The organism is Pseudoduganella sp. UC29_71 (assembly GCF_042693265.1).
GTDB lineage: Bacteria > Pseudomonadota > Gammaproteobacteria > Burkholderiales > Burkholderiaceae_D > Rugamonas.
In genome coordinates, this window is record NZ_CP170549.1 from 164,228 (window position 1) to 190,129 (window position 25,902).

At 66.3% G+C, this 25,902-nt stretch carries 22 protein-coding genes and 1 pseudogene; 14 read left to right on the forward strand and 9 right to left on the reverse strand.

The window, feature by feature from the left end; all coding sequences use genetic code 11:
• Positions 1 to 10: 10 nt before the first annotated feature.
• Positions 11 to 2,320, forward strand: coding sequence for a UvrD-helicase domain-containing protein (locus tag ACFJI2_RS00750; RefSeq protein WP_107877332.1), 2,310 nt, complete (start codon positions 11 to 13; stop codon positions 2,318 to 2,320).
• A gap of 50 nt (positions 2,321 to 2,370) precedes the next feature.
• Here the strand turns inward: ACFJI2_RS00750 and ACFJI2_RS00755 are convergent, their stop codons facing one another.
• The 4 genes from ACFJI2_RS00755 to ACFJI2_RS00770 are packed head-to-tail and all read right to left on the reverse strand — an operon-like array spanning position 2,371 to position 5,693.
• Complete coding sequence (locus ACFJI2_RS00755) at positions 2,371 to 3,480, reverse strand: acyltransferase family protein (protein ID WP_377703326.1); 1,110 nt, start codon at positions 3,478 to 3,480, stop codon at positions 2,371 to 2,373.
• The gene (locus tag ACFJI2_RS00760; protein ID WP_377703327.1) at positions 3,477 to 4,268 is read right to left on the reverse strand and encodes a BPSS1780 family membrane protein; all 792 of its coding nucleotides are present in this window, start codon (positions 4,266 to 4,268) and stop codon (positions 3,477 to 3,479) included. The genes ACFJI2_RS00755 and ACFJI2_RS00760 overlap by 4 nt, the downstream gene beginning before the upstream one ends.
• A 9-nt stretch (positions 4,269 to 4,277) precedes the next feature.
• A complete protein-coding gene (locus ACFJI2_RS00765) occupies positions 4,278 to 5,234 on the reverse strand; it encodes a homoserine kinase (protein ID WP_107877326.1) in 957 nt (318 codons plus the stop codon).
• A gap of 60 nt (positions 5,235 to 5,294) precedes the next feature.
• Complete coding sequence (locus tag ACFJI2_RS00770) at positions 5,295 to 5,693, reverse strand: hypothetical protein (RefSeq protein WP_377703328.1); 399 nt, start codon at positions 5,691 to 5,693, stop codon at positions 5,295 to 5,297.
• 139 nt (positions 5,694 to 5,832) lie between these two features.
• Between ACFJI2_RS00770 and polA the strand changes: the two genes are divergently transcribed.
• The 4 genes from polA to ACFJI2_RS00790 all read left to right on the forward strand — a co-directional run bounded on the left by polA (position 5,833) and on the right by ACFJI2_RS00790 (position 10,900).
• Positions 5,833 to 8,634, forward strand: coding sequence for a DNA polymerase I (gene polA, locus ACFJI2_RS00775; protein WP_377703329.1), 2,802 nt, complete (start codon positions 5,833 to 5,835; stop codon positions 8,632 to 8,634).
• Between the two features lie 133 nt (positions 8,635 to 8,767).
• Positions 8,768 to 9,652 carry a dienelactone hydrolase family protein gene (locus tag ACFJI2_RS00780; RefSeq protein WP_377703330.1) on the forward strand — a complete coding sequence of 295 codons (885 nt, stop codon included), beginning with the start codon at positions 8,768 to 8,770 and terminating at the stop codon, positions 9,650 to 9,652.
• A 142-nt stretch (positions 9,653 to 9,794) separates the two neighbouring features.
• On the forward strand, positions 9,795 to 10,547 hold the full coding sequence (locus ACFJI2_RS00785; RefSeq protein ID WP_132136307.1) for a ZIP family metal transporter: 753 nt from the start codon (positions 9,795 to 9,797) through the stop codon (positions 10,545 to 10,547).
• Between the two features lie 98 nt (positions 10,548 to 10,645).
• Positions 10,646 to 10,900 (forward strand): hypothetical protein, encoded by a 255-nt coding sequence (locus tag ACFJI2_RS00790; protein WP_377703331.1) that lies wholly within the window; start codon positions 10,646 to 10,648, stop codon positions 10,898 to 10,900.
• 271 nt (positions 10,901 to 11,171) lie between these two features.
• On the opposite strand, the gene ACFJI2_RS00795 is transcribed toward ACFJI2_RS00790, so the two are convergent.
• Genes ACFJI2_RS00795 through ACFJI2_RS00805 form a run of 3 tightly spaced genes read right to left on the reverse strand, consistent with a single transcriptional unit; the run spans position 11,172 to position 14,090 of the window.
• The gene (locus ACFJI2_RS00795) at positions 11,172 to 12,023 is read right to left on the reverse strand and encodes a sulfurtransferase (protein ID WP_377703332.1); all 852 of its coding nucleotides are present in this window, start codon (positions 12,021 to 12,023) and stop codon (positions 11,172 to 11,174) included.
• A 28-nt stretch (positions 12,024 to 12,051) separates the two neighbouring features.
• Positions 12,052 to 12,975, reverse strand: coding sequence for a DMT family transporter (locus ACFJI2_RS00800; protein WP_377703333.1), 924 nt, complete (start codon positions 12,973 to 12,975; stop codon positions 12,052 to 12,054).
• Between the two features lie 14 nt (positions 12,976 to 12,989).
• Entirely contained in the window at positions 12,990 to 14,090 is a 1,101-nt protein-coding gene (locus tag ACFJI2_RS00805; protein WP_377703334.1) for an aromatic ring-hydroxylating dioxygenase subunit alpha, read from the reverse strand.
• Positions 14,091 to 14,404: 314 nt separating this feature from the next.
• Here ACFJI2_RS00805 and ACFJI2_RS00810 point away from each other — a divergent pair, with 314 nt between their 5' ends.
• The 5 genes and pseudogenes from ACFJI2_RS00810 to ACFJI2_RS00830 all read left to right on the forward strand — a co-directional run.
• On the forward strand, positions 14,405 to 14,665 hold the full coding sequence (locus tag ACFJI2_RS00810; RefSeq protein ID WP_107877309.1) for an exodeoxyribonuclease VII small subunit: 261 nt from the start codon (positions 14,405 to 14,407) through the stop codon (positions 14,663 to 14,665).
• Complete coding sequence (locus tag ACFJI2_RS00815) at positions 14,662 to 15,579, forward strand: polyprenyl synthetase family protein (RefSeq protein WP_377703335.1); 918 nt, start codon at positions 14,662 to 14,664, stop codon at positions 15,577 to 15,579. Before ACFJI2_RS00810 ends, ACFJI2_RS00815 begins: the two co-directional genes overlap by 4 nt.
• A gap of 2 nt (positions 15,580 to 15,581) precedes the next feature.
• A complete protein-coding gene (gene dxs / locus ACFJI2_RS00820) occupies positions 15,582 to 17,468 on the forward strand; it encodes a 1-deoxy-D-xylulose-5-phosphate synthase (RefSeq protein ID WP_377703336.1) in 1,887 nt (628 codons plus the stop codon).
• Positions 17,469 to 17,479: 11 nt separating this feature from the next.
• On the forward strand, positions 17,480 to 18,007 hold the full coding sequence (locus ACFJI2_RS00825; RefSeq protein ID WP_377703337.1) for a gamma carbonic anhydrase family protein: 528 nt from the start codon (positions 17,480 to 17,482) through the stop codon (positions 18,005 to 18,007).
• A gap of 196 nt (positions 18,008 to 18,203) precedes the next feature.
• Positions 18,204 to 18,743 (forward strand): annotated as a pseudogene (locus tag ACFJI2_RS00830) (M48 family metalloprotease); the annotation flags it as partial.
• Here the strand turns inward: ACFJI2_RS00830 and ACFJI2_RS00835 are convergent.
• Positions 18,713 to 20,311, reverse strand: a complete 1,599-nt coding sequence (locus ACFJI2_RS00835; protein WP_377703338.1) for an SGNH/GDSL hydrolase family protein — start codon at positions 20,309 to 20,311, stop codon at positions 18,713 to 18,715. The pseudogene ACFJI2_RS00830 and the gene ACFJI2_RS00835 overlap by 31 nt on opposite strands.
• A gap of 106 nt (positions 20,312 to 20,417) precedes the next feature.
• On the opposite strand from ACFJI2_RS00835, the gene ACFJI2_RS00840 reads away from it, so the two are divergent.
• Positions 20,418 to 21,320 (forward strand): LysR substrate-binding domain-containing protein, encoded by a 903-nt coding sequence (locus ACFJI2_RS00840; RefSeq protein WP_377703339.1) that lies wholly within the window; start codon positions 20,418 to 20,420, stop codon positions 21,318 to 21,320.
• Here the strand turns inward: ACFJI2_RS00840 and ACFJI2_RS00845 are convergent.
• Entirely contained in the window at positions 21,317 to 21,877 is a 561-nt protein-coding gene (locus tag ACFJI2_RS00845) for a cob(I)yrinic acid a,c-diamide adenosyltransferase (protein ID WP_377703340.1), read from the reverse strand. The two genes, ACFJI2_RS00840 and ACFJI2_RS00845, sit on opposite strands and share 4 nt — an antisense overlap.
• Positions 21,878 to 21,974: 97 nt before the next feature.
• On the opposite strand from ACFJI2_RS00845, the gene ACFJI2_RS00850 reads away from it, so the two are divergent.
• The 3 genes from ACFJI2_RS00850 to glcF are packed head-to-tail and all read left to right on the forward strand — an operon-like array spanning position 21,975 to position 25,883.
• Positions 21,975 to 23,465 carry an FAD-linked oxidase C-terminal domain-containing protein gene (locus ACFJI2_RS00850; protein ID WP_377703341.1) on the forward strand — a complete coding sequence of 497 codons (1,491 nt, stop codon included), beginning with the start codon at positions 21,975 to 21,977 and terminating at the stop codon, positions 23,463 to 23,465.
• Positions 23,466 to 23,476: 11 nt separating this feature from the next.
• Entirely contained in the window at positions 23,477 to 24,586 is a 1,110-nt protein-coding gene (gene glcE, locus ACFJI2_RS00855; RefSeq protein WP_377703342.1) for a glycolate oxidase subunit GlcE, read from the forward strand.
• A 22-nt stretch (positions 24,587 to 24,608) separates the two neighbouring features.
• Positions 24,609 to 25,883 carry a glycolate oxidase subunit GlcF gene (gene glcF / locus ACFJI2_RS00860; RefSeq protein ID WP_377703343.1) on the forward strand — a complete coding sequence of 425 codons (1,275 nt, stop codon included), beginning with the start codon at positions 24,609 to 24,611 and terminating at the stop codon, positions 25,881 to 25,883.
• Positions 25,884 to 25,902: the final 19 nt, after the last annotated feature.

The following is a 25,902-nucleotide window of genomic DNA, read 5'->3' on the forward strand; positions in this document are numbered from 1 at the left end:
TAATCACGGGATGCAAAATCTCCTCCACAACCTGAATCCCGAGCAACTTGCCGCCGTCACGCTGCCAGCGCAGAGCGCCCTCATCCTTGCAGGCGCCGGTTCGGGCAAGACCCGCGTCCTGACCACCCGCATCGCCTGGCTGATCCAGACCGGGCAGGTGTCGCCGGCCGGCATCCTGGCGGTCACCTTTACCAACAAGGCCGCCAAGGAAATGCTGACGCGTTTGTCGGCAATGTTGCCGATTAATACACGCGGCATGTGGATCGGCACCTTCCACGGCCTGTGCAACCGGCTGCTGCGCACCCACTACCGCGACGCGGCGCTGCCGCAGACCTTCCAGATCCTCGATTCGCAGGACCAGCTGTCGGCCATCAAGCGGCTGCTGAAAGCCTTCAATATCGACGACGAGAAGTTCCCGGCCAAGTCGGTGATGTACTTCATCAACGGCGCCAAGGATGCCGGCCTGCGCGCGGCCGACGTGGAAGCCTACGACGCCAACGAGCGCAAGATGGTGGAGTTGTACCAGCTGTACGACGACCAGTGCCAGCGCGAAGGCGTGGTGGATTTTGCCGAACTGCTGCTGCGCAGCTACGAGCTGCTGAGCCGCAACCAGCCGCTGCGCGAGCACTACCAGCAGCGCTTCAAGCACATCCTGGTGGACGAGTTCCAGGATACCAACGACCTGCAGTACAAGTGGCTCAAGCTGCTCTCCGGCCAGGGCCAGAGCCAGGGCAGCAGTGCCCTGTTCGCGGTGGGCGACGACGACCAGAGCATCTACGCCTTCCGCGGCGCGAATGTCGGCAATATGCGCGCCTTCGAGCAGGAGTTCAACGTCAAGAACCTGATCAAGCTGGAGCAGAACTACCGCTCGCACGGCCACATCCTGGACTCGGCCAACATGCTGATCGCCAACAACAGCAAGCGCCTGGGCAAGAACCTGCGCACCGACGCCGGGCACGGCGAGCAGGTGCGCGTGTACGAAGCGAGCTCGGACCTGCAGGAAGCGCAGTGGATCATCGAAGAGGCCAAGAGCTTGATCGCCGAAGGCGCCTCGCGCAGCGAGATCGCGGTGCTGTACCGCTCCAACGCGCAGTCGCGCGTGATCGAGCACGCGCTGTTCTCGGCCGGCATTCCATATCACGTATACGGCGGCCTGCGCTACTTCCAGCGCGCCGAGGTCAAACACGCCATCGCCTACCTGCAGCTGATGGACAACCCGCACAATGACTCGGCCTTCCTGCGCGTGGTGAACTTCCCCACGCGCGGCATCGGCGTGCGCACCATCGAGAACCTGCAGGGCGCGGCGCAGCAGTACGGCATTTCGCTGTACGCGGCCGTGCCCTACATGACGGGCAAGGCCGGCACCTCGCTGGCCGGCTTCGTCAAGATGATCGAAGGCATGCGCTTTGAAACCCAGCAGATGGCGCTGCCCGAACTGGTGCGCGTGGTGCTGGAGGGCAGTACCTTGCTGGCCCATTACGCCACCGAGAAAGAGGGCGCCGACCGCATCGAGAACCTGGAGCAGATGGTGAGCGCGGCCACGCAGTTCGTGTCCGAAGAAGGCTACGGCCAGGGCGCGCCGGCGCACCTGGGACCGCGCGCAGACGCGCAAGCCGGTTCGCCCATCGTGAACCAGGACGGCATCGAGATCCTGGACGCGGACGCGCCGCTGGCCACCGTCATGTCGCCGCTGTCGGCCTTCCTGTCGCACGCCTCGCTGGAAGCGGGCGACAACCAGGCGCAAGCCGGCCAGGACGCGCTGCAGATGATGACGGTGCACTCGGCCAAGGGCCTGGAATTCGACAACGTCTTCATCACCGGCCTGGAAGAAGGCCTGTTCCCGCACGAGAGCAGCTCGAAGGAGGACGGTGGCGTGGAAGAGGAGCGGCGCCTGATGTACGTGGCCATCACGCGCGCGCGCAAGCGCCTGTACATGTGCTTCTCGCAGACCCGCATGCTGCACGGCCAGACGCGCTACAACATGAAGTCACGCTTCTTTGACGAGCTGCCCGAGGAATCGCTGAAGTGGCTGTCGCCCAAGGTGCAGTCGCACTGGTTCGCCAACAAGAAATCGGCCTGGGACGAGGCGCCGCTGAACCTGGGCAGCGACAACGCGCTGGCCCAGCGCATGGCGCAGAAGTCCGGCGGCGGCAGCGGCTGGCGCATCGGCGAATCGGTCTCGCACGGCAAGTTCGGCGAAGGCGTGATCGTCAACATCGAAGGCAGCGGCGCCAACTGCCGCGCGCAAATCAACTTCGGCAGCTTCGGCATGAAGGTGCTGGACCTGAGCGTGGCCAAGCTGGAGCGGCTGGGCCGGTAGGGCGGGTAGGGCGGGTTAGCGCAGCGTAACCCGCCGTGCTTCCAGGCGCCTCAAGGCCGCAGAGTTACCTTCGAAGCGGCGCTGCGCGCACTGAGCCAGCGCTGCGCCAGCTGCATGGCTGGCGCTTCAACATAGTGCCAGCTGAGCATGGCCAGCGGTATTGCCAGCAGCAGCGTCAGCGCCAGCAGCGGCAATGCGCTCAGCTGCGGCAGCGCCGTCTTCAGCATCAGGATGACAGGCCAGTGGCACAGGTACAGGCCATATGAGTAGTCATGGCGGCGCACATGCCGCCAGCCGCGCAGCTGCGCGCTGCCGGCCCACAGGGCCACGGCGCCGGCGGCCAGCGCAATGCCGAACCAGGTGAAGCCGGTGCCGGTCTGGTCTTCTGCCCGGGTGAAATTCAGGGCCAGCAGCGCGCAGGCGCAAGCTGCCTGTACCGGGCCGATGCGCAACTGTGCCGCCAGCGTGCAGCACAGCATGCCGGCCAGGAACATCGACCACAGCCGCTGCTCCCAGATGTAATTGCCGGCCACGTCGGGGAACAGGTTTGCCGCCAGCAGCAGGAAGGCGGCGGCGCCCATCAGCCACTGCCGCAAGGGCAGGGCGGCAGCCGCGCCCAGCAGGGCCACCATCACATACATGCGCCCTTCCCAGTACAGCGTCCACAGCGAGCCGTTCAGGTGCTGCCCGCCCAGCACGCCGGCGATCTGCCATTCCGCGTCCGGTATCGCGTAGCGCAATCCGTGCAGCGAGATATTGCTCAGGATATATTGCCAGGTGCCTTGGCTAAACAGGCTATCCGCCTCGGGACCGGAGAAGAACAGCACCGCTACGAGCGTGCTCAGCAGCACTGTCGCGGCCAGGCCGGGGAAGATACGGGCACAGCGCCGCACGGCAAAGCGCAGCAGGCTGGGATCGTGCATCCAGCTGCGGGTAATGAAGAAGCCGCTGATGAGGAAGAAGACCCCCACCATCAGCAGGCCGAGGTTGGTGGCCGGCTTGAGCAGGCGGCTGATAGGATCGTCGCCGGCGGCGACCGGGGCCAGCAGGTAGGCATGGTGGACCACCACGCCCAGCGCGGCAACTAGCCGCACCAGATTGAAACCGTTATCGCGCGCAGCCGCCGCGTCGGCCAGCGTGCGCTGCGGCGCTGCGGTCAAGGCGCGTCTTCAGGCGCGCTTTGCTGCGCCTCCTTGGGCGCCACCGGGCTGCCGAAAAGCTGGCGGTAGCTGGCGTAGAAGGCGCAGTGGAACAGCACCGAGAACAGCACCAGCACGATCTGCATCACCATCACGAACAGCGTGGGGCTGCGGCCGAAGATCAGGCCGACGATCTGCGACAGCAGCAGCATCAGGCCGAACTGGCTGATGGCGAACACGACGAAGGTCTTGAAGGCGCGCAGCACGCCGAAGAAGCTGAAGAAGATGGACTTGCCCACGCCCATGTTCTGGAAGTAGATCAGCGGCGCGGCGAAGCAGAAGGCCATGGCGGCCGGCAGGCCGATCGCCATGATCAGCAGCAGCGCGCTGCCCAGGTTGGCGTCCCGCGCTTCGGGCGAGTCGTGCGCGATTTTGCCGGTCAGCAGCTTGACCAGCATGCCGTCGCTGGCCAGCGAGGCCAGGCCGATGGCCAGCGCGGCGGCCGATACGTACAGCAGCCCCACCGCCAGCAGCTTGGGGAAGGCCGGCTTGCGGAAGCCGGACAGCAGCAGCGCCGGCAGCACCCGCTTGCCCTGTTCCACGTCCGCGCACGCCTGCATGAAGGCCACCGAGAACGCCGGGATCAGCACGATGGCGGCCAGCTGCCCGATGAAGGGCACGATGCTGAGCACCAGGTTCAGCATGGCGTACAGCATGGCCAGCGAGGTCAGGCCGCCGGGTTGCTGCCTGAACAGTCCAAAGCCCTGTTTGATCCAGAGCCAGCCAGTGCTTGCGGGGAGTTTGCCCATATCAGTCTATCAGTACAGCGCCGGTGCCGGAACGGCGATGCGTTCGCGCAGGATGCGTTCAAAGTGGGTGGGATCGTGCGGCGTGAGCATTTCGGCTTCGCGCGGCAGGTGCAGGTCGTACAGGCGCGAGAGCCAGAAGCGCAGCGCGCCGGCGCGCAGCATGGGCTGCCACGCGGTCTGCTCGGCTTCGGTGAACGGGCGCACGGCGTGGTAGGCGTCCAGCATGGCGCGCACGCGGGCCGTGTCGAGCACACCGGTGTCGAGGTCGATGCACCAGTCGTTGACCGTCACCGCCACGTCGAACAGCCAGCTGTCGCAGCCGGCGAAGTAGAAGTCGAAGAAGCCGGTGAGCTTGTCGCCGTCGAACATCACGTTGTTGCGGAACAGGTCGGCGTGCACCGGGCCTTGCTGCAGCTGTTTATAGGTGTCGCAGCCGTAGAACGCTTCCTGGAAATGCATTTCGGCGCGCAGCAGATGCGCTTCGGCTTCGCTCAGGAAGGGTAGCACTTGCGGCGTGGCCCAGTTCCACCAGTCCAGGCCGCGCAGATTGGGCTGCTTGCCCGGGTAGTCGAGCGCGGCCACGTGCATCCTGGCCAGCATGGCGCCCACTTCGGCGCAATGCACCGGCTGCGGGTCCAGCTGCGACTTGCCGGCCAGCTTGGTGACGATGGAGGCCGGCTTGCCGTGCAGGGCCACCACCAGTTCGCCGTTCGCGTTGGCGATCGGCGCCGGCACGGCCACGCCGCGGTCGGCCAGGTGGCGCATCAGGTTCAAATAGAAGGGGAGCTGCTCGAAAGACAGGTTCTCAAAAATCGTGAGGACGTATTCGCCGCTCTCGGTAGTGAGGAAGAAGTTGCTGTTTTCGATGCCGGACGCGATGCCTTTGATCGCGACCGGCTTGCCGAGAGGAAATTGCGTGATCCACTGGCTGACGTCATCCAGGCTGACCGGGGTAAAAACTGCCATGAGAAGCGATGTGGTTGAAATTAAGCTGCGGGAGCAAGAAGTCGATGACCCGGCGCAGGCTCAGCGCTTGGCTGGCGGAGGCGGGGCTGGCGCCTCGTCGGCGGCCTCGTCTTCCTTCTGCTTGGTCTTCTTCTTGCCGATGTCGAATTCCATCACGGTCCACTGCGGTCCGCGGTTGGCCTGGCCGGCGGCGTCGCCGGGCAGGGCCGTGGTGCTGGTGGTGTTCTGCGCCTTGACGGTGTAGGTGCTGGGGCCGCTCTTGACCTTGGCCTCGGTGACCCGGCCGCCTTCGCGCTTTTCCGTGATCTTGCGTTCGTTGGCCGGCTTGGTGGTAACCGTGATCGGCGTATCAACTTCTTCGATTTTGTCGAGTTTGGGGGGCGCGGCCGAAGGCGTTTGAGCCTGGGCGACGCTGCTCAGGGCGAGAATGAGGACTGGCCAGATTGTGGATGCACGCATGATGTATACCGCCCTGTTAAGTGAATTGCTAGATTCTGTATGTGCTCATTGTAACAAACCGACACGGTTCCGGTTTTAAAATAGTCTGCGATAATGACCGACTACATTGTTATAACGCCGGAACGCTTAATTTTCTAATATGCAAAAGACCCTGCTGCTGGTTGACGGTTCCAGCTACCTCTACCGCGCCTTCCATGCGCTGCCCGACCTGCGCAGCCCGGACGGCCACCCGACCGGTGCCATGCACGGCATGGTCAACATGCTGCGCCGCCTGCGCGCCGATTTCCCCGCCGCCTACATCGCCTGTGTGTTCGACGCCAAGGGCAAGACCTTCCGCGACGATATGTACCCGGAATACAAGGCCACCCGCGCTTCCATGCCGGACGACCTGCGCCTGCAGATCGAGCCCATCCACGAGGCGGTGCGCGCCATGGGCTGGCCGATTCTGATGGTGGAGGGCGTGGAGGCGGACGACGTGATCGGCACGCTGTGCGTGGACGCGGTGAAGGCGGGCCTGGAAGTGGTGGTGTCCACCGGCGACAAGGACCTGGCGCAGCTGGTCAATCCGCACGTCATGCTGATCAACACCATGACCAACGAGAAAATGGACGAGCCGGGCGTGCTGGCCAAGTTCGGCGTGCCGCCCAACCGCATCATCGATTACCTGACCCTGATCGGCGACACCGTCGACAACGTGCCGGGCGTGGCCAAGTGCGGCCCGAAAACCGCGCTCAAGTGGCTCACCGCCTACGACAGCCTGGATGGCGTGATCGCCAACGCGGACAAGATCACCGGCGCGGTCGGCGAGAACCTGCGCAATGCGCTGGCATGGCTGCCGAAAGGCCGCGAGCTGATCACCGTGAAAACCGACTGCGACCTGAGCGCGCACATGATGTCGATTTCCGAGTCGCTGGTGGCCAAGGGCGAGGACCGGGAAGCGCTGCTGGCCTTCTTCGGCAAGTTCGGCTTCAAGACGCTGCTGCGCGAGCTGGGCGGCATGACGCCGGCCGCGCCCATCGGCGCAGGCGGCGCCGGTGCCCCGGCCGCAGCCACGGGCGCCGGTGCGGCCCCGGCGGGCGCCATCGCCGCCGGCGGCGCGAACGGCGACCTGTTCGCCGCCGCCAGCGCGCCTGCCAGCATCCACTACGAAACCGTGCTGACCGAGGCGGACCTGGACAAATGGATCGCCCGCATCGGCGCCGCCGGCCTGACGGCGGTGGACACGGAAACCACCTCGCTGGAGCCAATGACGGCCGAAATGGTCGGCATCTCGCTGGCTACCGAGCCGGGCCAGGCCTGCTACATCCCGGTGGCGCACCGCTACCAGGGCGTGCCGGAGCAGCTGAGCCGCGAGCTGGTGCTGGAAAAGCTCAAGCCTTGGCTGGAAGACGCCAGCAAGGCCAAGGTCGGCCAGAACCTGAAATATGATGCGCACATCTTCGCCAACCACGGCGTGACGCTGCGCGGCGTCGTGCACGACACGCTGCTGCAATCCTACGTGTTCGAGTCGCACCGCTCGCACGACATGGACAGCCTGGCGCTGCGCCACCTGAACCACACCACCATCCCCTTCGTGGACGTGTGCGGCAAGGGCGCCAAGCAGATCACCTTCGACCAGGTGGAAATCGGCCGCGCCACCGAGTACGCGGCGGAAGATGCCGACATCACGCTGCGCCTGCACCTGGCCATGCACGGCAACGTCTCGTCCGACGAGAAGCTGACCCACATCTACAGCAAGATCGAACTGCCGACCGCCATCGTGCTGCAGAAGATCGAGCGCAACGGCGTGATGATCGATGCGGCCCTGCTCAAGACGCAGTCCGAGGAACTGGGCGCGCGCATCGTGGAGCTGGAAGCGAAGGCGCACGAGCTGGCCGAGCAGCCCTTCAACCTCGGTTCGCCCAAGCAGATCGGCGAAATCTTCTTCGAGAAGCTGAAGCTGCCGGTGGTGAAAAAGACCCCGAGCGGCGCGCCGTCCACCGACGAGGAAGTGCTGCAAAAGCTGGCCGAGGACTACCCGCTGCCGAAAGTGCTGCTGGAATACCGCGGCATGGCCAAGCTCAAGTCCACCTACACCGACAAGCTGCCGCTGATGATCAACAAGGCCACCGGCCGCGTGCACACCAACTACGCGCAGGCGGTGGCGGTGACGGGCCGCCTGGCCTCGAACGATCCCAACCTGCAGAACATTCCGATCCGCACGGCGGAAGGGCGCCGCATCCGCGAAGCCTTCGTCGCGCCGCCGGGCAGCCACATCGTGTCGGCCGACTATTCGCAGATCGAGCTGCGCATCATGGCGCATATCTCGGAAGACGCGAACATGCTGCGCGCCTTCGCCGAGGGCGAGGACATCCACCGCGCCACCGCCGCCGAGATCTTCGGCGTGGCGCCGGCCGAGGTGACCAGCGAGCAGCGCCGCTACGCCAAGGTGATCAACTTCGGCCTGATCTACGGCATGAGCGCCTTCGGCCTGGCGTCCAACCTGGGCATCGACCGCACCGCCGCGCAGAACTACATCGACCGCTACTTCGCGCGCTTCTCCGGCGTGAAGGCCTATATGGACGACACCCGCCTGCAGGCCAAGGCCAAGGGCTACGTGGAGACCGTGTTCGGCCGCCGCCTGTGGCTGCCCGAGATCAATTCGCCGAACGGCCCGCGCCGCCAGGGCGCCGAGCGCGCCGCGATCAACGCGCCGATGCAGGGCACGGCGGCTGACCTGATCAAGCTGGCCATGATCGCGGTGCAGGACTGGCTGGAGAAGGACGGCCTGAAGACCCGCATGATCATGCAGGTGCACGATGAACTGGTGCTGGAAGTGCCGGACGAGGAACTGGCGCTGGTGCGCGAAAAGCTGCCGCAGCTGATGGCCGGCGTGGCGCAGCTGAAAGTGCCGCTGCTGGCGGAAGTCGGCGTCGGCAAAAACTGGGAGGAGGCGCACTAACGGCGGCTTACGCGCTACGCGCTAAGCCGCCCTACGATAGAAGGCCGTACGCAAGACCGTAGGGCGGGTCAGGCGCAGCCGTAACCCGCCGTGCGCCGCCGCAAACTGTAACGCAACCACTGGAGGGAAGCAGATGAAAGATTTGTTGAACGACGCAGCAAGCCTGAACGAAAAACACCTGAACGACGGCGTCGCCCGCCGCGACTTCCTGAAAGTGGCCCTGGGCACCGGCTTCGCGGCCGCTGCCCTGCCGGTGGTGGCGCAGAACGTGATCAAGACCGACACCGAAGGCCTGACCGCCGGCACCGTCTCGGTGACGGTGAACGGCACCGCCGTGCCAGTCTACCGCGCCCAGCCCGCCGGCAAGACCGGCCTGCCGGTCATCCTGGTCATCTCCGAAATCTTCGGCGTGCACGAGCACATCGCCGACGTGGCGCGCCGCTTCGCCAAGCTGGGCTACCTGGCGCTGGCGCCGGACCTGTTTGTGCGCCAGGGCGACGCCACCAAGGCCCCCTCGCAGGCCGAGCTGATGAAAAACATCGTTGGCAAGACCCCGGACAGCGATGTAATGGCCGACCTGGACGCCGTGGTGGCGTGGGCCAAGGCCAACGGCGGCAACACCGATAAACTGGGCATTACCGGCTTCTGCTGGGGCGGCCGCCAGACCTGGCTGTACGCCGCGCACAATCCGCATGTGAAGGCCGGCGTGGCCTGGTACGGCCGCGTGGTGGGCGAGAAGACCGCCATCAACCCGCTACATCCGATCGACGTGGCCGACAAGATCAAGGCGCCGGTGCTGGGCCTGTACGGCGCCAAGGACACCGGCATCCCGGTGGAGTCGCTGGACAAGATGAAAGCGGCGCTGGCGGCGGCCGGCAACACCAAATCCACCTTCGTGGTCTATCCCAACTCGGGCCACGCCTTCCATGCCGACTACCGTCCCAGCTACAACGAGGCCGACGCCAGGGACGGTTTTGCGCGCGCCGTGGCCTGGTTCAAGGCCAACGGCGTTGCATAACTGAGCAGAAAATCGGGCCGGGCGGTAAAATGCCCGGTTTGCGCCGGAATCCAGGCGCGGAGCGCAGCAGGCGCCGGGCCCCGGCTGCGCTCCCTGGCAGTGCTCAAGAGGCAATAAAATCGATTCCACACTCATTTCCATACTGCTGGCAACCACCATCGGCGGCGTGATCAGCCTGACGGCTGCGGCCATCTTCTCGTTTACCCTGCTGTCCAAGGTGGTCGAGCGCATGGTCAGCCTGTCGGTCGGCATCATGCTGTCCACCTCGCTGCTGCACGCGCTGCCGGAGGCGTTTGAATCGAGCGCGGACCCGCGCACGCTGTTCGCCACGCTGCTGGGCGGCCTGCTGGCCTTCTTCATGCTGGAAAAGCTGGCCATCCTGCGCCACTCGCACCACCACGAGCACGACGGCCACCACCATCACCACGGGCACGACAAGCGCGAGGCGGGCAAGGCCGGCTGGATGATCCTGGTGGGCGACGGCATGCACAATTTCACCGACGGCATCCTGATTGCGGCGGCCTTCCTGGCCGACCCGGGCCTGGGCCTGGTGACCGGCCTGGCCATCATCGCGCACGAGATCCCGCAGGAGATCGGCGACTTCATCGTGCTGCTGAACGCGGGCTTCTCGCGCACGCGCGCCTACGTCTACAACCTGCTATGCAGCATGATGGCGATTGCCGGCGGCCTGCTGGGCTACTACACGCTGGACCAGGCCAGCAACCTGATCCCCTACGTGCTGGTATTCGCCTCGTCCGGCTTCATCTACATCGCCGTCAGCGACCTGATGCCGCAGATGCAGCGCCGCGCCACCATGCGCGAGACCGTGCCGCAAGTCATCCTGATCGCCATTGGCGTGGGCATCGTCCTCTTCCTCACCGCCCACAGGCACTAAGCGGCCACCCGGCCGCTTTGCGCCCGCGCAAACCGCGCGGCCTGGCCTGTGCTAAGGTGATGTTTTGGCCGCCAAGGAGGCAATCATGGCTACCGAACATGACCTGCAAGCGCTGTCCCCATCCGACCGCGCCCGCCTGGAGCGCCTGGCCGAATTGGGAGGGGCGCACGCCCCTGGATATGCTGTACTACGTGCAACGGGACGGTTTCGAGGAATGTGAGGAATGCATACAGGCATCCATGCTAGCTGACCAGGACATTGCTCAAGGGCGGGTTATCCCCCACGACGAGGTGATGGAAGAAGCCCGTCGGATGGTTGAGTTTTATGCCAGCCGGGCCTCGAACGCCAAATGAGGCCAGCTGGACCGCCGGCGCGCGGAGAGCCTACAATGACACGCTACGCCGCATTGCCACGCAGGACATTGGAACACTCGCAGCATTTCAGCAAAGAGTGGCGCAGGCGCTTGCTGCATTGATCGCCCAGCCAGCACGGGGTACGCCAAGCGCAGACGTCAAAGTCAGGCGGTTTTTGCCGTGCCCAACGGGACACACGCTGGAGTACCGCACGGATGCCGGCGGAGTGCTGGTGGTGCGTCGGTACCGCCAGCGCCGCAGGCGGGGCTGATCAGGCGCCGGTGGCGACCGGGCGGGCCGGGTTGGCGCACCATTCGCTCCAGGAGCCCGGATACAGCGAGGCGCCCGGCAGGCCGGCCACTTCCATCGCCAGCAGGTTGTGGCAGGCGGTGACGCCCGAGCCGCATTGCATGATGGCCGCCGGCGCGCTGGCGAACAGCGGCGCGAATTCCTGCTTGAGCTGCGCGGCCGGCTTGAAGCGGCCGTCCGGCTGCAGGTTGTCCTTGAAGAAGCGGTTCTTGGCGCCCGGTATGTGGCCGCCCACCGGGTCGATGGTTTCGTTCTCGCCGCGGAAGCGGTCCGCCGCGCGCGCGTCCACCACGGTGCGGCGCTGCGTGGACAGGTTTTCCACCACGTCGCTCACGGACACGGTATGGGTCAGGGTAGGGCGCTCGGTGATGTGGCCGCGCGCGCGCTGCGCCACCGGCGTCACCAGCGGCAGGCCCTGCGCTTGCCACGCGGCCAGGCCACCGTCCAGCACCGCCACGGCCGGGTGGCCGATCCAGCGCAGCAGCCACCACAGGCGCGCCGCGAACATGCCGCCGTGCGCGTCGTAAGCCACCACTTGTGTGTGGTCGCTGATGCCCCAGCTGCGCAAGGTATCGATCAGCGCGCCGCGCTCGGGCAGCGGGTGGCGGCCCGTAAAGTGCACGCCCGCCGCCGCCTTGGCGCCGGACAGGTCGTCGTCGATGCTGGCGAACTGCGCGTTCTGGATATGGCCGATGGCGAAGCCGTCGCGGCCCGCGTTCGGATTCATCAGGTCGTGGCGGCAGTCCAGGATGACCCAGTCCGGGTCGGTCAGGTGCTGCGCCAGGTCGGCGGCGGTGATCAGGGTGGTGTGCATGGCGCTCCTCTTCTGGTTCGTGACACGTTTACACTTCGCTGGCGATCGGATCGGTGGTGGCAATGGCCTTGCCGCGCTCCGTGCTGCGGGTATTGTAGAACGTTGCGGCGATGCCGGAGGCCAGAATGATGCCGATGCCCAGCCAGCTGTGCCAGTCGAAGGAATCGCTGAACACCATCACGCCCCAGAAGCTGGAGAAGACGATGCCGGTGTACTGCAGGTTGGCCACCACCAGCGTCTTGCCGACGCGGTAGGCGCGCGTCATGGCCATCTGCGCGGCGGTCGCGGACAGGCCGATGCCCAGCAGCAGGAAGAATTTGTACCAGCTGTCGACGGGATGCCAGATCACCGGCCCGGCGCCCGCTTCCAGGATATTGCCGCCCACGCCGGCCAGCAGGTTGCCCACCGAGAAATAGAACACCACGCGGTATTCCGGCTCGCCGGCCAGGCCCAGCTTGCGTACCTGCATATAGGCCATGGCCGACAGCATGCTGGAGATCAACGCCACCAGGGCCGGGGAGAGCTGGTTGGCGTTGAAGGCCGGCTGCAGCAGCAAGGTGACGCCGACAAAGCTCATGAACACGGCCAGGATCAGCGGCCATTCGATATGGTTCTTGGCGTGCCACCAGCCGTGCATGAACAGCCACAGCGCGATCCAGATCGGCGCCATGTAGTTCAGCGTCATGGCGGTGGCCAGGGGCAGGTGGGCGATGGCGTAGAACCACAGCCAGAGCGAGACCACGCCGATAAAGCCGCGCCACAGGTGGGCGAAGGGCATGCTGGTCTTGAAGCTGCCGCCCTGGAGGCGGATCATGCAGAACAGGACCGAGACCCCGATCACGCCCCGGCACAGCACGATTTCGGAGGTGGAGAAAATGTCCGAGGCCAGTTTCACGCATACGCCCATGGCGGCGAACATGAAACTGGCAAACAGCATCCAGAGCGATTGCATAGAGGGCGGGTTCTTTACAAGGCGATTTTGCTGCGGTACCACTCGTGGAAGTGCTGCATGCCGTCTTCCATCGGCGACTGGTAAGGGCCGGCGTCGGTTTCGCCGCGCTGCATCAGGATCTTGCGGCCGGCGTCCATGCGCAGGGCGATTTCATCGTCCTCCACGCAGGTTTCCATGTAGGCCGCGCGTTCGGCGTCGACGAAGTCGCGCTCGAACAGCACGATCTCCTCGGGGTAGTAGAATTCCACCACGTTGCGCGTCTTCTGCGGGCCGTCCGGCCACAGCGTGGACACCACCAGCACATGCGGATACCACTCCACCATGATGTTGGGGTAGAGCGTGAGCCAGATGGCGCCGTATTCCGGCGGTTCGCCGCCGCGGAACTTGAGCACCTGCTCGTGCCATCTCTCGTACACCGGCGAACCTGACTTGCGCAGGCTGCGGTTCACGCCCACGGTCTGCACGCTGTAGTCGGCGCCGAATTCCCAGCGCAGGTCTTCGCAATTGACGAAGCCGCCCAGGCCGGGGTGGAAGGGCTCGACGTGGTAGTCCTCCAGGTAGACCTCGATGAAGGTCTTCCAGTTGTAGTCGCACTGGTGCACTTCCACGTGGTCGAACATATAGCCGCTGAAGTCCAGGTCCTTGGAGACCGACATCTGCTTCAGCTTTTCCATGACGTTGTAGCCGTTCTGCTCGAACAGCAGGCCGTTCCAGCTTTGCAGCCGGGTCCTGGGCAGGTTCAGGCAGGGCGTTTCCGGGAAGTGCGGCGCGCCGATCAGCTCCCCCTTCAGGTCGTAGGTCCAGCGGTGCAGCGGGCAGACGATGGTGTTGCTGTTGCCGCGCCCATTGAACATCAGCGCCTGGCGGTGGCGGCAGACGTTGGACAATACCTCGAGGCCATTGGCGTTGCGCACCAGCATACGCCCTTCGTTTTCGGAAACAAGGGTCGCAAAGTCGCCGGCATTCGGCACCATCAGTTCATGTCCGACATATCGCGGACCTGGCTTAAACAGTTGCTGCATTTCACGCTGCAGTAGCGCTTCGTCAAAATAGACGTTAACCGGAAGTTGCGCGTTGGAGCGCGCTAGCTTGGCGTGGGTAGCCAGATCGGACATCCCAACCCCCCTTAATTAAAGTGCTGCAAACCAAGAAGAGACAGAATCCGTAAAGACCTGAATTCAGTTTTTGAAACGGTATTTCGGACAGAACCGGAGATTATACCGTGAAATGCCTATATTCCGCTGGCTTTCCCGACAAGGGCGCCCGATTGCCTCCCCGACAGGGTAGACTGCTTTGCAACACTGTAAGCGGCGGTCGCGCTTGTACCGGACTGTTAATTCCACTGCATTGGTTGGTTTGATCTAAAATAACGGGCTACACTGGGCTGGCGGCCCCTGAACGCCGCCCGGCCTTACCGATTTGAGTGCTTATGTCTAAGAAATTGAATGCTGATTCAGCCGATTCGCTGCCTGCGCCCGCGTCCTTCGAGGAAGCGATGGCGGAGCTTGCGCAACTGGTAACGCAAATGGAGGCGGGCCAGCTGCCGCTGGAAGCGTCCGTCGCGGCCTATGCGCGCGGCTCGGAATTGGTTAAATACTGCGCCGGCCAGCTGGACAAGGTGGAAGCCCAGGTCAAGGTGCTGGAAGGCGGCATGCTCAAGCCTTTCGCCGACGCGGAGGAGCTGGCATGAGCGCCGCCTTCCACGACTGGATGAAGACCATCCAGGCCGGCATGGAGCAGGACATGGGCGAGTACCTGCCTGCCGCCGACGCCGTGCCGGCCAAATTGCATGAAGCGATGCGCTATGCGCTGCTGGGCGGCGGCAAGCGCGTGCGCCCGCTGCTGGTGTACGCGGCCGGCGCGCTGTTCGGCGCGGACGCGGCGGTGCTGAGCCGCGCCGCGGCCGCCGTTGAAATGATCCATGCCTACTCGCTGGTGCACGACGACATGCCCTGCATGGACGACGATGAACTGCGGCGCGGCAAGCCCACCGTGCACGTGGCCTACGACGAAGCCACCGCGCTGCTGGTGGGCGACGCGCTGCAATCGCAAGCCTTCCTGGTGCTGGCCGACGCCGCCGGTGCTGCCGGTGCTGCCGGTGCCGGGGCGCTGCCGCCGGCCCGCCTGGCGGCCATGCTGCGCCTGCTGGCGCACGCATCCGGCTCGGCCGGCATGTGCGGCGGCCAGGCCATCGACCTGGACAGCGTGGGCCTCAGCCTGACGCTGGAACAGCTGGAACGCATGCACCAGCTCAAGACGGGCGCCTTGCTGCGCGCGTCCGTGGTGCTGGGCGCGCTGGCCGGCAAGGACTTGAGCGACACCGAGCTGGCCGCGCTGAACGACTACGCGCGCGCCATCGGCCTGGCCTTCCAGGTGGTGGACGACGTGCTTGACGCGACCGCCGATTCGGCCACGCTGGGCAAAACGGCCGGCAAGGACGCGGCCGACAACAAGCCGACCTATGTGTCCATCCTGGGCCTGGAGCCGTCGCGCGAGCTGGCGGAAAAATTGCGGCTCGACGCGCACGCAGCGCTCGCGCCGTTTGGAGAGAAAGCTCTGCGGTTACGCGAACTCGCGGACCTGATCGTGCAGCGGAAGGCATAAGAATGAACTTGCTAGACAATATCAACGACCCGGCGGACCTGCGCAAGCTGGCGCGCACCCAACTCACGCCGCTGGCGCACGAGCTGCGCAACTACCTGCTCGATTCCGTGTCCAAGACCGGCGGCCACCTGTCGTCCAACCTGGGCACGGTGGAACTGACCGTCGCGCTGCACTACGTCTTCAACACGCCGCACGACCGCATCGTGTGGGACGTGGGCCACCAGACCTACACCCACAAGATCCTCACCGGCCGCCGCAAGCAGATGCACACGCTGCGCCAGCTGGACGGCATTTCCGGCTTCCCGCGCCGCGTGGAGAGCGAGTACGACACCTTCGGCACTGCGCACTCGTCGACCTCGATTTCGGCCGCGCTGGGCATGGCGCAGGCGGCCAAGATCAAGGGCGAGCACCGCCACGCCATCGCCGTCATCGGCGATGGTTCCATGACCGCAGGCATGGCCTTCGAGGCCCTGAACAACGCCGGCGTGCAGGACGACGTGAACCTGCTGGTGATCCTGAACGACAACGACATGTCGATCTCGCCGCCGGTGGGCGCGCTGAACCGCTACCTGGCGCGCCTGATGTCCGGCCAGTTCTACGCGGCCGCCAAGAACGTCGGCAAGCAGGTGCTGCCCGGCCCCGTGCTGGAGCTGGCCAAGCGCTTCGAAGAGCATGCCAAGGGCATGGTGGTTCCGGCCACCATGTTCGAGGAATTCGGCTTCAACTACATCGGCCCGATCGACGGCCATGACCTGGAATCGCTGATCCCGACGCTGGAAAACATCAAGAAGCTCAAAGGCCCGCAGTTCCTGCACGTGGTGACCAAGAAGGGCCAGGGCTACAAGCTGGCCGAGGCCGAACCTATCCTGTACCACGGCACCGGCAAGTTCAACCCTGCCGAGGGCATCAAGCCGGCCACCGCGCCGTCCAAGATGACCTACACCGAAGTGTTCGGCAACTGGCTGTGCGACATGGCCAAGGCCGACAAGCGCCTGGTGGGCATCACGCCGGCCATGCGCGAAGGCTCGGGCATGGTGCGCTTCGAGCAGGAATACCCGGACCGCTATTTCGACGTCGGCATCGCCGAGCAGCACTCGGTGACCTTCGGCGCCGGCCTGGCCTGCGAGGGCCTGAAGCCGGTGGTGGCGATCTACTCCACCTTCCTGCAGCGCGGCTACGACCAGATGATCCACGACGTGGCGCTGCAAAACCTGGACGTGACATTCGCGCTGGACCGCGCAGGCCTGGTGGGCGCCGACGGCGCCACCCACGCCGGCAATTACGACCTGGCCTTCATGCGCTGCATTCCGAACATGGTGGTGATGGCCGCGTCGGACGAAAACGAATGCCGCCAGATGCTGACCACCGGTTACCACTATCCCGGTCCGGCCGCGATCCGCTATCCGCGCGGTGCCGGCATCGGCGCGGCCATCGATCCTGCGCTGACGTCGATTGAACTCGGCAAGGGCGAGATCAAGCGCAAGGGCGAGAAGATCGCCATCCTGGCCTTCGGCTCCATGGTGGCGCCGTCGGTAACGGCGGGCGCGCAACTGGGCGCCACGGTGGCCAATATGCGCTTCGTGAAGCCGCTGGACGTGGAGCTGGTGAAGCAGCTGGCCGCCGAACACGATAGCCTGGTGACGGTGGAAGAGGGCTGCATCATGGGCGGCGCGGGCGCCGCCGTGGCCGAGGCGCTGGCTGCAGAAGGCGTCGTCAAGCCGGTGCTGATGCTCGGCCTGCCGGACAAGTTCATCGACCATGGCGACCCGGCCAAGCTGCTGGCCAGCGTGGGCCTGGACGCGGGGGGCATCGCCGCCTCCATCAAGGCCCGCTTCGGCGGCGCCGGCGCCGGCGAAGAGCCGCGCCTGGTCGTGGTCAACAAGGGCTGAGGGTAAGCGCCATGCCAGTAAGCTCCTACCTCGATACCTCGCCCGAACTGGGCGAGGGCGTCTACCTGCACGACACCGCGCAGGTTATCGGCGACGTACGCATCGGGCGCGACTCCTCCGTGTGGTGCAACACCGTGCTGCGCGGGGACGTGAACCGCATCACCATCGGCGAATGCAGCAATGTGCAGGACTTCGCCATGGGCCACGTATCGCACAAGAATGCCGCCAAGCCGGACGGCTCGCCGCTCAGGATCGGCAACTACGTCACCATCGGCCACTCCGTCATCCTGCACGGCTGCGAGATCGGCGACGAATGCCTGATCGGCATGGGTTCCATCATCATGGACGACGTGGTGGTGCGGAAGCATGTGATGGTGGGCGCGGGCAGCCTGGTGTCGCCCGGAAAGGTGCTGGAAAGCGGCCACCTGTACGTCGGCCGCCCGGCGCGGCGCGTGCGCAAGCTCACCGATGAAGAAATCGCCTACCTGAAGTACTCGGCCGAACACTACGTTCGCGTCAAAAACAACCACGCCAAGTAAGTCCGCCTTGCGGCGGCGCCCGCGCTCTCCTATATTGGTATAAACGGTTTATGCCAATATGGAGGGGGCCGCCATGCGCCGTCTCGCTGTGCTGTTTGCCGGCCTGCTATGCGGGGCCGGTTCGGTCCCGGCCCAGGTGCCCGAGTCAGGGCGCTGGCAGGAACTGCGTTTCGGCGCGGACGAAGTGGGCGAGCAGATGGAGGACCGCTACATCGAGCAAGTGGTGGAACTGGCCGCCGCCGGCAAGCTCGATGCGGACCGCACGCTGCTGCACCGCCTGCGCTACCTGAGCGCGGAATTGATTGCCGCCGCCGTCGAGCTGAAGCCGGAGGCGGCGTCCTGGGCGTGGGAAGTGCATCTCGCCGGCGGGCCGGATATCGACGCGGTCTGCCTGGCGGGCGGCAAGCTGCTGGTCGGTGCGGAGTTCGTGCGGCGCCTGGCGCTGACCGACGACGAACTGGCCGTGCTGCTGGCGCACGAAGTGGCGCACGCCATTGCCGAACATTCGCGCGAGTTTCTGTCCGAAGCGCAACTGGCGTATCGCCCGCTGGTGCCGGTGGACGTGGTGATGCTGCGGCTGGACAGCGACCTGTCGCTGCAACTGCGCCTGGCCAGCCTGGCCCGCATGCAGGAGCGCGAGGCGGACCAGCTGGGCATGGTGATTGCGCACCGCACCGGCTTGCCGGTATCGGCCATGCTCAGTTTCTACCGCAAGCTGGCCGATGCCGACGCCGCCCTCGGCGCCGGCAAGGCGCTGATCGCCAGCCATCCCTCGCACGCCTCCCGCATCAGCATGTCGCGCGGCATGGCGCGGTTGCTCGAACCGTAGGGCGGATTAGCGCGGAGCGCGTAATCCGCCATGAGCCGCCGCGACGCCGGCGGATTACGGCGTTCCGCCTGATCCGCCCTACGGCGCTCCAGCGCCGCATAAGCCGCCTGCGCCATGGCTTCGTAGCCGGCGTCGCCGGGGTGCAGGTGGTCGCCGGAGTCGAAGGCAGCCAGCAGGCGGGATGGATGCGCGGGGTCGCGCAGCACTGCGTCGAAGTCCACCACAGCGTCGAAAGCTCCGCTGCTGCGTATCCAGTCGTTGACCTGGCGCCGCACGGCGTCCTTGGCCGGGCTGTAGTGGTCCGACAGCGGCGTGCCTTGCAGCGCGTTTTCGAATGGCGCCATGGTGGCGCCGATCACCCGCACCTTGTTCGCGCGGGCGCGCTCGATCAGCTTGCGGTAGCCGGCAATCAGCGTGTCCGCCTCCATGGCCGGATCGTGCGGCGCGAAGGCGCTGGCGGGCCAGCCGATGTCATTGATGCCCAGCGCGACGATCACGCTGTCCACGCCCGGCTGCGCCAGCACGTCCTGCTCGAAGCGCGCCGCCGCACGTTCGCCCATGCGGTCCCCCAGCATGCGCGCGCCCGAGATCCCCGCGTTCGCCACGCCCATGCCGCGCGGCGCCGCCAGCCTGGCCAGGTAGTCCGGCCAGCGGCGGTCCTGGTCCGGCGTGGAACCGTTGCCATCCGTGATCGAGTCGCCAAGCGCTACCACGGTGCCGCCGGCCCAGCCGCGCCCCACCGCCGCGCAGCTTCCGCCGCCTGCCGCCGCGCCGCCGCCGCTCGTCTCCGCCGCGCCGCCGCCTCCCACCGCCTCCGCCGCGCAGCTTCCGCCGCCGCCTGCCGCAGCGCCGCAGCCGCTCGCCTCCGTCGCGCCGCCGCCGCCACCGCCGCCGCCGTGCGTGGCTGCCTCGCCTCCGCTCACATGCACCGCACTCAGGAACACCCGCCCATGCAGCGCTTCAGCGCGGGCGAGCCGGCGCGCGGCGGTCTGGTTGCCGGTGGCGATATACGCGGTCTGCTGCGCGCCCCAGTGGAACGTGGAAGGCAAGGTCCGCTGCGGGAAATAGGTCGATACGCTGAGCCGCTCCAGTGGCTGCACGCTGAAATCGAGCGCATCGCTGACCGCCTGCCGGCCGGGCGCCACCGTCACAGAGCGCTTGCCGCCGAAGGACAAGGGCGCGCTGTCCACCGCGCCGGCACCGGCGCGCGCCAACCGCGCTTCGCCGATCACCAGCGGCTCCGTGCCGTAGCGGTTCGACAGCACCACCCGCACGCGCCGTCCGCCCGCGCTGAGCCGCAGCGCTTCCCGCACGGTCTGATCATGCAAGGCAGGCGGCATATTGGTTGGCAGCGCGAAGCCCGCGTCCCAGCCGGGTTGCGGCGCCGCGTACCAGCTGGTCTGCCACTGCTCTGCCGCCATGGCCGACGATGCGACCGCTGCCGCCAGCCCGAGTGTGGAAATAGTCTTGAACATGGTCTGCTCCCTGAAAAAGTGTGCAGCCATGTTCATTCATTCCAACTTCAAGCGGAAGCAGGCAACTTGGACTATGATTCATTCCAATATCGAATGAATGCCAGCCATGGACACCATCCGCTCCCTGCAATACCTGGTGCGCGCCGTCGAACTGGGCAGCCTGTCCGCCGTCGCGCGCGAGCACGGCACCACGCAGCCCACGGTCAGCAAGGCCATCGCCGCGCTGGAGGACCGCCTCGGCGTGCGCCTGCTCGAACGCAGCACCTCCTCCCTGTCGCCGACGGTGCAAGGCCTGCGCTTCTACGAACGCAGCAAGGGCGTGCTGGAAGACTACGCGCAGGCCGTGGCCGACGCGCGCGGCGAGACGCAAGCCGCGTCCGGCCTGCTGCGCGTGAACGCCCCGGTGGCGCTCGGCCAGTTCCTGCTCAATGCGCTGGTGCAGGAGTTTCTCGCGCAATATCCCGAGATGGAAATTGAACTGATACTGAACGACCGCATGGTGGACCTGGTGGAAGAGGGCGTCGACGTCGCGCTGCGGCTGGGCAGCGAACTGCCGCCCAACGCCATCGCGCGCAAGATCGCCAGCTCGCCGCGCTGGCTGGTGGCCGCGCCAGCCTACCTGAAAGGCCGCGCCAGGCTGCGCCAGCCGGAAGACCTGACCGCGCACGACTACATCCGCTTCGCCTGGCTCAGCACCGGCGGCATGGTCGAACTGCATCAGGGCGAGCGCCGCGTGCAAGTGCAAACGCACGGCCGCTACCGCGTCAACAACGCCCTGGCCATCCGCGAAAGCCTGGCCATGGGCGGCGGCATCGGCCTGTGCCCGGCCTGGCTGGTGCAAGACCTGCTGGCAAGCCGCAAGCTCACCCGCGTGCTGCCCGGCTGGGAGGGCACAACGCAAGATCTCAGCCTGCTCTACCCCTCCCGCCGCCACCAGCCGCTGCGCGCCCGCCTGTTCATGGATTTCCTGCAGGGGCGCTTTCCGGAAATGGCTGGGTTTGAGGCTTAGTTCTTCTTGTTCCTGCGTTCGTGCTGCCACAGCACGTCGCTGCCGCCGGCGAAACGGTTCAGGACGCGGGCCAGGACGAACATCAGGTCGGACAGGCGGTTCACGTACTGGCGCGGGTGGTCGTGGATGGTTTCGGCCTTGCCCAGGGTGACGATGCTGCGCTCGGCGCGGCGGCAGATGGTGCGGCAGACATGCGCGATGGACGCGGCGCGCGAACCGGCCGGCAGGATGAACTCGGTCAGCGCGGGCAGGGTGGCGTTGTACTTGGCCAGCAGCGCATCCAGCTTCTCCACGTGCTCTTCCTTGATCATCTGGTAGCCGGGGATGCACAGCTCGCCGCCCAGGTCGAACAGGTCGTGCTGGATGCCGACCAGCTCGTCGCGCATCTCCTCCGGCATGGCTTCGCTCAGCAGCAGGCCGAGGTTGGAGTTCAGCTCGTCCACGTCGCCGATGGCGTGGATGCGCACGCTGTCCTTGTCGGTGCGGCTGCCGTCGCCCAGGCCGGTGGTGCCGTTGTCGCCGGTGCGGGTGGCGATTTTCGAGAGTCGGTTGCCCATGGTATTGCTCCTTATTTCTGGAATGACAGCGAGCATACGATAAATTCGGGCCGGTTGCCTTACAATCGGTACTTCATCGGCGATCTGCTTCCCACCCATGACCACAGCCAACCTCAAGCCTGCCTTTACGGCCGAGCGCCAGCACAGCGTCGCGGCGGCCCTGCGCGCGGTGCTGCCGGCAGCGAGCATCCTGTCCGCCCTCGAAGATACCCGGCCCTATGAATGCGACGGCCTGTCGGCCTACCGCCAGCCGCCCATGATCGTGGCGCTGCCGGCCAACGAGCAGGAAGTGCTCGCCGTGCTCAAGGTGTGCCGCGACATGAACGTGCCCATCGTGCCGCGCGGCGCGGGCACCGGCCTGTCCGGCGGCGCCATGCCGATTGCGGACGGCGTGGTGCTGTCCACCGCGCGCATGAACCAGATCGTGCGCATGGACGCGTACTCGCGTACCGCCGTGGTGCAGCCCGGCGTGCGCAACCTGGCCATCTCCGAGGCGGCGGCGCAGCATGCGCTGTACTACGCGCCCGATCCTTCGTCGCAGATTGCCTGCACCATAGGCGGCAACGTGGCGGAGAACTCCGGCGGGGTGCATTGCCTGAAATACGGCCTGACCGTACACAACGTGCTGCGCGTGCGCATGGCCACCATCGAGGGCGACGTGGTGGAACTGGGCAGCGAAGCGCTGGACGCGCCTGGCCTGGACCTGCTGTCGGCCTTTATCGGCTCAGAGGGCATGCTGGGCATCGTCACCGAGGTGACGGTGAAGCTGGTGCCCAAGCCGGCCTGCGCGCGCGTGATCATGGCCTCGTTCGACGATGTGGTCACCGGCGGCAATGCGGTGGCCAAGGTGATCGCCGCGGGCATCATCCCGGCCGGCCTGGAAATGATGGACCGCACGTCGTCGCGTATGGTCGAGCCTTTCGTGAAGGCCGGCTATGATACGGACGCCGCCGCCATCTTGCTGTGCGAGGCGGACGGCACGCTGGAAGAGGTGGACGAGGAAATCGCGCGCATGACGGCGGTGCTGGAGGAGGCTGGCGCCAGCGCCATCCAGGTGTCGCAGAGCGAGGCGGAGCGGCTGAAGTTCTGGTCCGGCCGCAAGAACGCATTCCCTGCGGCGGGACGCATTTCGCCGGACTATTACTGCATGGACGGCACCATTCCGCGCAAGAACCTGGCGCAGGTGCTGATCGGGATCGAGCAAATGGAGGCCAAGTACGGCCTGCGCTGCGCCAATGTGTTCCATGCGGGCGACGGCAACCTGCATCCGTTGATCCTGTTCGATGCGAACCAGCCGGACGAGCTGCATCGCGCCGAGGCCTTCGGCGCGGAGATCCTGGCGCTGTGCGTGGAGGTGGGCGGCACCATCACCGGCGAGCACGGCGTGGGCATCGAGAAGATCGATTCCATGTGCGTGCAGTTCAAGCCCGCCGAGCTAGAGGCCTTCTTCGGCGTGAAGCGCGCCTTCGACCCGGCCATGCTGCTCAATCCGAACAAGGCCATTCCCACCCTGAACCGCTGCGCGGAGTTCGGCAAGATGCGCGTGACGGCGGGCTTGCTGCCGCATGCGGATTTGCCGCGTTTTTAATCGGAGCTATCTTGCAAGCGATCGTAGAACAATTCCGCAACCAGGTGCTGGCGGCCGTCGAGGCGGGAACGCCGCTGCGCGTGCGCGGCGGCGGCACCAAGGACTGGTATGGCAACGCGCCTGCGGCAGCGCCGCACGCGGCGGTGCTGGATACCCGCGCGTACGCGGGCGTGGTGGATTATGAACCGACCGAGCTGGTGATCACGGTGCGCTGCGGCACGCCACTGGCCGAGGTGGAGGCGCTGCTGGCGGCCAATGGGCAGATGCTGGCGTTCGAGCCGCCGCGCTTCGGCCCGGCGTCCACCATGGGCGGCGTGGCGGCCAGCGGGCTGGCCGGGCCGCGCCGCGCCAGCGCCGGCGGCGTGCGCGATTTCGTGCTGGGCGCAAAGCTCATGGACGGCAAGGGCGAGGTGCTCAGCTTCGGCGGGCAGGTGATGAAGAACGTGGCCGGCTATGACGTGTCGCGCCTGCTGGCAGGGTCGATGGGCACCCTGGGACTGATACTGGAAGTGTCGCTCAAGGTGCTGCCGCTGCCGGTCTGCGAGGCTACCCTGCGTTTCGAGGCGAGCGAGATCGATGCGCTGCGCCGCTTGAACGAGTGGGCCGGGCAGCCGCTGCCGGTGTCGGGCAGCTGCTGGCACCAGGGCGTGCTGACGCTGCGGCTATCCGGCGCGGAAGCGGCGGTGCGCGCCGCGCTGGCGCGCATGGGCGCGGCGGCTGGCACAGCGGACGGCACCGCTGCGGGCGCGCGTGTCGAGGACGCGGAGGCGGCTGCGTTCTGGGCCGGGCTGCGGGACCAGTCTCACGGCTACTTCGGCGGCGGCGCGCTGTGGCGGCTGTCGGTGCCGCCGGCGGCCAGCGCCATCATCCTGAAAGGCGAACAGCTGATCGAGTGGGGCGGTGCGCAGCGCTGGCTGAAGGTCGATGCGGCAGTTAGTGCGGAGGCGGCGCAGGATATCCGCCGCACCGTGGCGGCGGCGGGCGGCCATGCCACACTGTTCCGCGCCGAGGACAAGCGCCCCGGCGCGTTCCACCCGCTGGCCCCGGCCGTGGCGAAGATCAACCAGCGGCTCAAGCAGGCCTTTGACCCGGCCGGCATTTTCAACCCCGGCCGTTTGTAAGCGCAAAGCGCATTGACAACCCATGCAAACCAATCTGGCAGACTTCATCAAGAACACGCGCGACGGCGACGAGGCGGAAGCCATCCTGCGCGCCTGCGTGCACTGCGGCTTCTGCACCGCCACCTGTCCCACCTACCAGCTGCTGGGCGACGAGCTGGATGGCCCGCGCGGCCGCATCTACCTGATCAAGCAGGTGCTGGAGGGCGCCCAGGTGACGCAGAAGACCCAGACGCACCTGGACCGCTGCCTTACTTGCCGCAACTGCGAAAGCACCTGTCCGTCCGGCGTGCAGTACGGCCGCCTGGCCGACATCGGCCGCAAGGTGGTGGAGCAGCGCGTGCAGCGGCCGCTGGGCGACCGCATCAAGCGCTATGTGCTGAAGGAGGCCTTGCCGCGCCGCTGGCTGTTCGAGCCGGCGCTGGCCATGGGGCGCTTGTTCAAGCCGGTGCTGTCGCCGTCCTTGCAGGACAAGTTGCCGCCGGCCGCACCGGCTGGCCGCCGGCCCACGCGCAGCCACACGCGCAAGATGCTGGTGCTGGAGGGCTGCGTGCAGCCCGGCATGGCGCCCAACATCAACGCCGCCACGGCGCGCGTGCTGGATGCGCTGGGCGTGCAGCTGATCGCCGCGCCCAAGGCGGGCTGCTGCGGCGCGCTGCGCTATCACCTGAACGACCAGGAGGGCGGGCTGGACGACATGCGCCGCAATATTGATGCGTGGTGGCCGTATGTGTCAGGCGAAGTGTCGGGCGAGGCCGGCGCGGCGCAGGTGGAGGCCATCCTGATGACGGCGTCCGGCTGCGGCGTGACCGTCAAGGAGTACGGCCACCTGCTGGCGCACGATCCGGCCTACGCGGAGAAGGCGCTGCGCATTTCGGAACTGACCAGGGATTTGAGCGAGGTGATGCCGGCGTTCGAGGCGGAACTGGCGCAGAAGATGCGGGGGCGGATCGCGGAGCGCGTCGCATTCCATCCGCCTTGTACCTTGCAGCACGGGCAGCAGATACGCGGCAAGGTGGAGGGCGTACTGCGCGCGGTCGGCGTGGACGTGGTGCTGTGCGCGGACAGCCATCTGTGCTGCGGTTCGGCGGGCACGTATTCAATGCTGCAGCCGGAGCTGTCGAAGCAGCTGCGCGACCGCAAACTGGAGAACCTGGAGGCGACCGGTGCGCGGAAGATCGTGTCGGCCAATATCGGCTGTTTGACGCATCTGCAGTCGGGCACGGAGATGCCGGTGCAGCATTGGATTGAGCTGATCGATCAGGCGCTGGGGGACGGCGGGTTACGCGCGGAGCGCTAACCCGCCCTACGCTGATCGG

Excerpts from the sequence above, each read along its gene's own strand:
- ACFJI2_RS00750 (WP_107877332.1), top strand. The coding sequence starts at position 11 with ATGCAAAATCTCCTCCACAACCTGAATCCCGAGCAACTTGCCGCCGTC.
- ACFJI2_RS00760 (WP_377703327.1), bottom strand. The coding sequence starts at position 4,268 with ATGGGCAAACTCCCCGCAAGCACTGGCTGGCTCTGGATCAAACAGGGC.
- ACFJI2_RS00765 (WP_107877326.1), bottom strand. The coding sequence starts at position 5,234 with ATGGCAGTTTTTACCCCGGTCAGCCTGGATGACGTCAGCCAGTGGATC.
- ACFJI2_RS00770 (WP_377703328.1), bottom strand. The coding sequence starts at position 5,693 with ATGCGTGCATCCACAATCTGGCCAGTCCTCATTCTCGCCCTGAGCAGC.
- polA (WP_377703329.1), top strand. The coding sequence starts at position 5,833 with ATGCAAAAGACCCTGCTGCTGGTTGACGGTTCCAGCTACCTCTACCGC.
- ACFJI2_RS00780 (WP_377703330.1), top strand. The coding sequence starts at position 8,768 with ATGAAAGATTTGTTGAACGACGCAGCAAGCCTGAACGAAAAACACCTG.
- ACFJI2_RS00790 (WP_377703331.1), top strand. The coding sequence starts at position 10,646 with ATGACCTGCAAGCGCTGTCCCCATCCGACCGCGCCCGCCTGGAGCGCC.
- ACFJI2_RS00795 (WP_377703332.1), bottom strand. The coding sequence starts at position 12,023 with ATGCACACCACCCTGATCACCGCCGCCGACCTGGCGCAGCACCTGACC.
- ACFJI2_RS00800 (WP_377703333.1), bottom strand. The coding sequence starts at position 12,975 with ATGCAATCGCTCTGGATGCTGTTTGCCAGTTTCATGTTCGCCGCCATG.
- ACFJI2_RS00805 (WP_377703334.1), bottom strand. The coding sequence starts at position 14,090 with ATGTCCGATCTGGCTACCCACGCCAAGCTAGCGCGCTCCAACGCGCAA.
- ACFJI2_RS00810 (WP_107877309.1), top strand. The coding sequence starts at position 14,405 with ATGTCTAAGAAATTGAATGCTGATTCAGCCGATTCGCTGCCTGCGCCC.
- ACFJI2_RS00815 (WP_377703335.1), top strand. The coding sequence starts at position 14,662 with ATGAGCGCCGCCTTCCACGACTGGATGAAGACCATCCAGGCCGGCATG.
- dxs (WP_377703336.1), top strand. The coding sequence starts at position 15,582 with ATGAACTTGCTAGACAATATCAACGACCCGGCGGACCTGCGCAAGCTG.
- ACFJI2_RS00825 (WP_377703337.1), top strand. The coding sequence starts at position 17,480 with ATGCCAGTAAGCTCCTACCTCGATACCTCGCCCGAACTGGGCGAGGGC.
- ACFJI2_RS00835 (WP_377703338.1), bottom strand. The coding sequence starts at position 20,311 with ATGTTCAAGACTATTTCCACACTCGGGCTGGCGGCAGCGGTCGCATCG.
- ACFJI2_RS00840 (WP_377703339.1), top strand. The coding sequence starts at position 20,418 with ATGGACACCATCCGCTCCCTGCAATACCTGGTGCGCGCCGTCGAACTG.
- ACFJI2_RS00845 (WP_377703340.1), bottom strand. The coding sequence starts at position 21,877 with ATGGGCAACCGACTCTCGAAAATCGCCACCCGCACCGGCGACAACGGC.
- ACFJI2_RS00850 (WP_377703341.1), top strand. The coding sequence starts at position 21,975 with ATGACCACAGCCAACCTCAAGCCTGCCTTTACGGCCGAGCGCCAGCAC.
- glcF (WP_377703343.1), top strand. The coding sequence starts at position 24,609 with ATGCAAACCAATCTGGCAGACTTCATCAAGAACACGCGCGACGGCGAC.